The sequence below is a fragment of the Paracraurococcus ruber genome (assembly GCF_004353985.1).
Classification (GTDB): Bacteria; Pseudomonadota; Alphaproteobacteria; order Acetobacterales; family Acetobacteraceae; genus Paracraurococcus; species Paracraurococcus ruber.
The window spans coordinates 1-3,716 of sequence record NZ_SMOA01000397.1 but is presented as its reverse complement, the minus strand read 5'-3'; the positions used below and the strand labels follow the sequence as shown (position 1 = coordinate 3,716).

Sequence of the window (3,716 nt, the reverse complement as noted above, 5' to 3'; positions counted from 1 at the left end):
GCGGGCGCCGCCCGCGCCCGGCACGCGGGCCGCTGCGAGCGCTTGCCGGGACCGCGGCGTGGACGCCCGGCGCAACCCGCGTGGGGACGCCGCGACGCCGCGCTCAGTAGTGGCTCGACATCACCGTGTCGTCGGCCTCGACCGGCAGGCAGACCAGGCGGATGCCCGGGCGGGCCGGCAGATGCGCCACGGCGTCCTCGCAGGCCGCGATGGTCGCATAGGTGCGGAAGCCGATGGTCGGCGCCGTGGACGGCAGCACGGGCGCCGGGGCTGCGGAGGCGATGCTGGCCAGGGCCGCCGCCACGATCACGAAATCCGTCATGGGCAATCTCCGAACCGCTGCATCCCGACGGGTGGGAGCATGCGCGCCGGCAGCGCCGCGGCGCTGTGCGCCGGCGCACGGCGGCTGCAGCCGGGGCGATGCCGGACGGCGCGGATGGGCGAAGGGAGCCGCCGCCGACCGACGCTGCCCGGCGCACCGGGTCCGAGATCCTGCATCGCCGCCCCTAATGCCGCGGCCCGGCGGGGGATGCAGGCCCAACGCGCGCATGAGCGGCCGGCAGCCGATCCCGACGGCTGCCGCGCGCGCCGGTTGCGTCGGCGTCTCAGCCCAGCAGCGCCGCCGTCTCCGCCGCGCGGGGCATGGTCGCGCCCGGGCGGGTGCAGGCGATGGCGGCGGCGGCCGAGGCGCGGCGCATCGCCGCGTCCAGCGGCAGGCCGCGATCCAGCGCCGCCGCCAGCACGCCGCACCAGGCATCGCCGGCGCCGGTAGTGTCCACCGCCCGCACCGGGAAGGCGGGCACCCGCAGCGGCCCGGCCGCGGTCGCCGCCGCCGCCCCCGCCTCCCCCAGCGTGACGGCGACGCCGACGCCGAGCGCCCGGTGCAGCGACGCCGCATCGGCGCCGCAGCCGAGCTGCCCGGCGAGCCAGGCCGCCTCATGCTCGTTGGCGACCAGAAGATCGAGGGCTCGCAGCGCCTCCGGCGCCACCTCCCCGGCCGGGGCGAGGTTCAGCAGGATCCGCGCGCCCCGCGCCCGGGCGCGCAGGATCAGGGCGGCATTCTCCGCCGCCGGCACTTCCCGCTGCAGGACCAGGACGGTGTCCGGGTTCAGCGCGGCATCCTCCACCTGCGCCGCCCGGGCGGACTGGTTGGCGCCGCTGCCGCCCAGGATCAGGTTCCGCCCGGCCCGGTCCACCGCGATGGCGGCGCAGCCGGTGGGCTCGGGCACCCAGGCCAGGCGGCCGAGTTCGACGCCCGCCTCCCGCAGGCCGCGAAGCGCCACCTCGGCCAGGGCGTCGTCGCCGACCGCGCCGGCGAAGGCGGTGGGCGCCCCGTCCTGCGCTGCGGCGACCGCCTGGTTGGCGCCCTTCCCGCCCGGCAGCGTGGCATAGCCGGGCGCCAGGACCGTCTCCCCCGGGGCGGGCAAGACAGGCAGGGCGAAGACCAGGTCGGCATTGACCGACCCGAAGACGAGCACGGGCATGGCCGGCAGCCTACGCAAGGCCGCCTGGCTTGGCGCCGGAAAAGACGCGCGCGGCCAAGGGGCGTGGCCAGAGAGGGGGCGTGGCCAGGGGGGCGAGGCATGAGGGGCGTGGCCAAGGCGCGCCGCCGGGGTCCGGGACGGCCGACCCGACGTCGCGCGCCGTCGTCCCGCGTCAGCCCGGCGGGAAGCTGTCCGGCCGCGTCGCATGGCGGCGCCGGTGCGGGCGCCGGTGGCGCCACCAGTCCAGCGCCGGCCCGATCCCGACCAGCGGCGAGGCGGCGATGGTCGCCAGCGCGAAGCCGGCGGCCAGGGTGCGGGCCCCGAGGGCGAGGGACAGCACGCTGAACCCGGCCATCGCGCCGGTCACGCCGGCGCCCATGGCCACCCAGCCGATCATCGCGCGGTGGCGGGCATCCAGCCAGTCCGGCGGCCGGCCGGCATCGGTGCGCGGCGTGCCGTCCGGCCCGACGTCATAGAGCCGGGCGGGGTCGATCTCGAAGGGCGTCGGCAGGCACGGGCCCCGGGTTGCAGGATGGCATCGGGCCGGGAAGGCGGTGCCTGGCCGCGCCGCGGGTCGCCCGCGGCCAGGCGCCCTGCCCTATCGGCGGAGGACGACGAAGCGGACCGCTCCGGGCGGGGCGCCGCCGGCGCGGCGCAGCCGCCGCAGCCGCCACCAGATGGACGCGAAGGCGACCAGCCCGGCGCCGATCGCGATCGGCAGCAGCAGGCTGAACAGGAACACCGCGACGGCGGCCAGCAGCAGGCCGCCGGCGATCAGCGCCACCACCAGCGCGGCGCCGCCGATCTGGCCGAGGATGCGGTCGAGGGGCCCGGCCCGGCGCGGCGACGGGTCGCGGAATTCGCCCTCCGGCGTCATGTCGAGGATGGGCGGGGAGTCCCGGAACGGGGCACCGGGGCGCCTATGCGTGTCCATGTCCCGGATGTTGCCCGCCCCCGGTGCGGGTTCAAGCCCGGGCGGCATCCTCCCTGCGGCTGCCCGGGGGCGGCGGCCTTCCCCGTCCGCCGGGCTGGACGGCGCCCACCCTGCAGGCCGCGGAGGCCGACCCGGGCCAAGGGGGCGCGGCGCCGGCGCCGCCTCACCGAGGGGTGACGGCCATTTCCGCCGCCCGCCGATTGCTGGGCCGGGCGGATCGACCGTAGGAGCGGCCGGCATCCCGGCCGCCGCAGGACGCCCTTCGCGGGTGGCCGCGGCCGTCGCCACCCCAGGCGCCACGGCACCGGATTCGCCGGCGTTCCTGTGCGCAGCCGCACCGAAGACAAGGCGAAGCACCGCCCATGGACACCTGGAACCAGCTCTACGATCCCTTCGGATCGATCCTGATCTCGGCGCTCGTCGCCGCGCTGCCGGTGGCGACGATGCTCATCGCGCTCGCCTTCCTGCACATCGCCGCGCATATCGCCGCCATCGCCGCGCTGGTCGTCGCGCTGGCCGTCGCCATCGTCGTCTTCGGCATGCCGGCGGGGATCGCCGCGAAGGCCGCCGGGCTGGGAATCGCCAGCGGCCTGTTCCCGATCGGCTGGATCGTCCTCAACATCATCTTCCTCTACCGGCTGACGGTTGCGAACGGGTCCTTCAACCGGCTGCAGGAGACGATCGCCGGCGTCACGCCCGACCGGCGGCTGCAGCTGCTGCTGATCGCCTTCGCGTTCGGCGCCTTCTTCGAAGGCGCGGCGGGCTTCGGCACCCCGGTCGCGGTGACGGGCGCGGTGCTGATCGGCCTCGGCTTCTCGCCGCTCGCCGCCTCCGGCCTCTCGCTGATCGCCAATACCGCCCCCGTCGCCTATGGCGCGCTCGGCACGCCGGTGATCGCGCTGGCGGGCGTGACCGGGCTCGATGTCTACGACCTCTCGGCCATGATCGGGCGGCAGCTGCCCTTCTTCTCGCTGATCGTGCCCTTCTGGCTGATCTGGGCCTTCGCGGGCTTCCGCGGGATGATCCAGGTCTGGCCGGCGATCCTGGTGACCGGCGTGTCCTTCGCCGTGCCGCAATTCCTCGTCTCGAACTACATGGGCCCCTACCTGGTGGACGTGATCGCGGCGCTGGTCTCGCTCGCCTGCCTCAGCCTGTTCCTGCGGGTCTGGCAGCCGAAGGAGACCTGGACCAGCACGCGGCTCGGCGGCCGCGCCGCGGCGATCGAGGGAGCGACGGCGCGCGGCACCGGCCCCTCCCCCGGCGGCGGCACGGGCGGCGGCACGGGCGGCGGCGCGGGG

At 76.7% G+C, this 3,716-nt stretch carries 5 protein-coding genes; 1 reads left to right on the top strand and 4 read right to left on the bottom strand.

Annotation, left to right across the window (positions count from 1 at the left end; translation table 11 throughout):
- Positions 1 to 103 precede the first annotated feature (103 nt).
- The 4 genes from E2C05_RS29710 to E2C05_RS29695 all read right to left on the bottom strand — a co-directional run bounded on the left by E2C05_RS29710 (position 104) and on the right by E2C05_RS29695 (position 2,418).
- On the bottom strand, positions 104 to 322 hold the full coding sequence (locus E2C05_RS29710; protein WP_133223228.1) for a hypothetical protein: 219 nt from the start codon (positions 320 to 322) through the stop codon (positions 104 to 106).
- A 283-nt stretch (positions 323 to 605) separates the two neighbouring features.
- Complete coding sequence (locus E2C05_RS29705; protein WP_133223227.1) at positions 606 to 1,484, bottom strand: ribokinase; 879 nt, start codon at positions 1,482 to 1,484, stop codon at positions 606 to 608.
- 172 nt (positions 1,485 to 1,656) lie between these two features.
- Positions 1,657 to 1,881 (bottom strand): hypothetical protein, encoded by a 225-nt coding sequence (locus E2C05_RS29700; RefSeq protein WP_133223226.1) that lies wholly within the window; start codon positions 1,879 to 1,881, stop codon positions 1,657 to 1,659.
- A gap of 201 nt (positions 1,882 to 2,082) precedes the next feature.
- Positions 2,083 to 2,418, bottom strand: a complete 336-nt coding sequence (locus E2C05_RS29695; protein ID WP_133223225.1) for a hypothetical protein — start codon at positions 2,416 to 2,418, stop codon at positions 2,083 to 2,085.
- 362 nt (positions 2,419 to 2,780) lie between these two features.
- On the opposite strand from E2C05_RS29695, the gene E2C05_RS29690 reads away from it, so the two are divergent.
- Positions 2,781 to 3,716: L-lactate permease (locus E2C05_RS29690; protein WP_133223224.1), on the top strand; the 936-nt coding region annotated here is incomplete at its 3' end.